This window comes from Mycolicibacter engbaekii (genome assembly GCF_002101585.1).
In the GTDB taxonomy this organism is placed as follows: domain Bacteria; phylum Actinomycetota; class Actinomycetes; order Mycobacteriales; family Mycobacteriaceae; genus Mycobacterium; species Mycobacterium engbaekii.
Genome location: NZ_LQOT01000066.1, coordinates 1 through 2643, shown reverse-complemented (window position 1 = coordinate 2643; position 2643 = coordinate 1). Strand labels below are relative to the sequence as shown.

Here is a 2643-nt window from a genome sequence, read left to right as displayed (position 1 = left end):
AGTTCGCCTTACAGTGGACCTCGACCCACCAACCCCAAGCCGCATAGCGACTGGACCACCAAACGGGTCCCCCTCACACTCTCAAACCGGCGTTCGTTCGGCTTAAACTTCGAACGTCACGTGCCCGAAGCTGTCGAACTTCCAGGGCGAACGGTGAGGCGGGGCGATAAGGTACGGATACTCCCGCCCCGGGGCGCCGAAGCAAACGCTGGCGACGCCCGACTCTGGCGAGTCGCAGCGATTACCAAGGACCGTTCCGGCACGCGCACGGCGTTGCTGGAATTGCCGGACTACGGCGCAACCGCTGAGGCTGCGGTCGATGACCTTGTCGTGGTCGCGGAATTTCGCGATCCGATCTACCCGGGACTCGTCTCGACCGGAAGGGTCGAGCGCGGCGGCGACAAGCCCTACCACACGATCATCAACGCCGAGAACTACCATGCACTCCAGACTCTTTTGTTCACCCACCACGCGAAGATCGATGTAATCTACATCGACCCGCCCTACAACACAGGCGCGAGGGACTGGAAGTACAACAACGACTACGTCGAAGGTGAGGATCTCTATCGCCACTCGAAGTGGCTCGCGTTCATGGAGCGGCGCATCAAGCTCGCCAGCGAACTCTTGAACCCAGAAGATTCAGTCCTCATAGTAACGATTGATGAAAAGGAATACCTGAGATTAGGACTGTTGCTAGAGCAAACGTTCCCGGGTGCGCGCATCCAGATGATCTCATCCGTAATCAACCCCAAGGGGGTTTCGCGGGGTTCTGAATTCCGTCGGACAGACGAATATATTTACTTTGTAATGTTGGGGGACGCAGCACCTGCTCGACTGCTACTCGGAACAGAATGGTCTAGCTCAGCAACCGGCGCCGATGGAGTTCCGGCCGAGGATCCGAACGACGAACCTGAGCTCCAAACGCCCGAATGGACGTCAATGATGCGTCGTGGTTCGAATGCCGCCCGCGCCGATCGCCGTTCAATGTTCTACCCAATCTATGCAGACCCCTCGATTCCCAAAATTGTCGACGTTGGAGACGCACTTCCGGATGGCGTTCACGTTGCGCCGACGCGAGAGGGGCTCGTCGCAATACTGCCGTTGCGCAAGAATGGAAGTGAGGGACGGTGGCAAATCTCAGCACCCGAACTGCGCACCCGTATAGAGCAGGGGCGCGTACGACTCGGGCGCCCAACAAGATACGGATACGTCGTAAATTATTTGCCGGACGGCGCGTATGAGGCAGTGCTATCAGAACGTTTTGAGATCACTGGACGCGCCACGGATGGATCGCTCATCGCAGTTGGACGTCGCGACCGGCGAAGAATTGCTCCAACGCAATGGAAGCTCCGTTCCCATAATGCTTCTGAACATGGATCCACACTACTGTCTTGTTTTCTTCCAGGCCGCAGCTTTCCTTTCCCAAAATCACTTTACGCCGTGGAGGATGCGCTTCGCTTCTTTGTTGACAGCAAGCCAAATGCAATCATACTAGATTTTTTCGGAGGGTCAGGCACGACGACGCATGCGACTATGCGACTAAACAAGCAAGATAATGGTAGGCGACAATCAATATGCGTTACTAACAATGAGGTGGCGGCAGAAGATCAGGCCACATTGCGCGCCCGAGGCTTGCGCCCTGGCGATCCCGCCTGGGAGGAAAACGGTATCTGCGAATACGTCACGAAGCCACGCGTAAAGGCCGCGACGACTGGCATGACGCCAGACGGCGACCCGATCAGGGGGGATTACAAATTCGTCGATGTGTTCTCGATGGCAGACGGCCTCACGGAGAACGTAGAGTTCTTTACGCTCACCTACGAAGCACCACTGCGCGTGTCGTCCAACCGCGAGTTCAGAAAAATTGCGCCGCTGCTCTGGCTGCGCGCAGGATCAGAGGGGCGCCGTATAGAGAACGTCTCGGCAGGCTGGGATGTCGCTGACACGTACGGCGTGCTTGCAGACCTGAACCAGTCGGAGGCATTTGTCAAAGCTGTCGCTTCAAACGAGAGGGCACGGATCGCGTTCATCGTGACCGACGAGGACCGCCTGTTCGAAGCAATCGTCCGTGAACTTCCTGACCACGTCGAACCAGTACGCCTCTACGAGGCATACCTCCAGAATTTCGAGATCGAGGCGGGGCGGAGCGCACTGTGAAGTTCACCCTGAAGGACTATCAAGAAGACGCCGTTGATGACGTCCTGAACACTCTGGAACGCGCACGGACCGCATGGGAGCGTGACGGCGACAAATCGTCGGTCGCGCTCACGGCTCCGACTGGTGCCGGTAAGACCGTGATGGCAGCCGCAGTCATCGAGGCACTGTTCTACGGATCCGAAAAGTTCAATTTTGATCCGGACGACGGCGCCGTCGTGCTGTGGTTCTCGGACGATCCGAACTTGAACGACCAGACACGCATGCGCCTGATGGATGCGTCTGAAAAGTTCACATCGTCCGATCTGATCACGATCGAACCACCTTTCGACAAGCCGGCGCTCGAACCGGGTAGGGTCTACTTCCTGAACACGCAGAAACTATCGAAGAACTCTAAGCTCACACGCGGGCATGAGGGGGACCCGTTTGGTGGTCCAGTCGCTATGCGGCTTGGGGTTGGTGGGTCGAGGTCCACTGTAAGGCGAACTC

The 2643-nt window shown here is 57.4% G+C and carries 2 protein-coding genes; both read left to right on the top strand.

The features are described 5' to 3' along the window. Window positions 1-2157, top strand: a 2157-nt coding sequence (locus AWC02_RS16485; RefSeq protein WP_237160504.1) for a site-specific DNA-methyltransferase, incomplete at its 5' end; no start/stop codon positions are given. After that, a partial coding sequence (locus AWC02_RS16480; protein WP_207568070.1) for a DEAD/DEAH box helicase family protein occupies window positions 2154-2643 on the top strand: 490 nt, incomplete at its 3' end. The genes AWC02_RS16485 and AWC02_RS16480, both read left to right, overlap by 4 nt.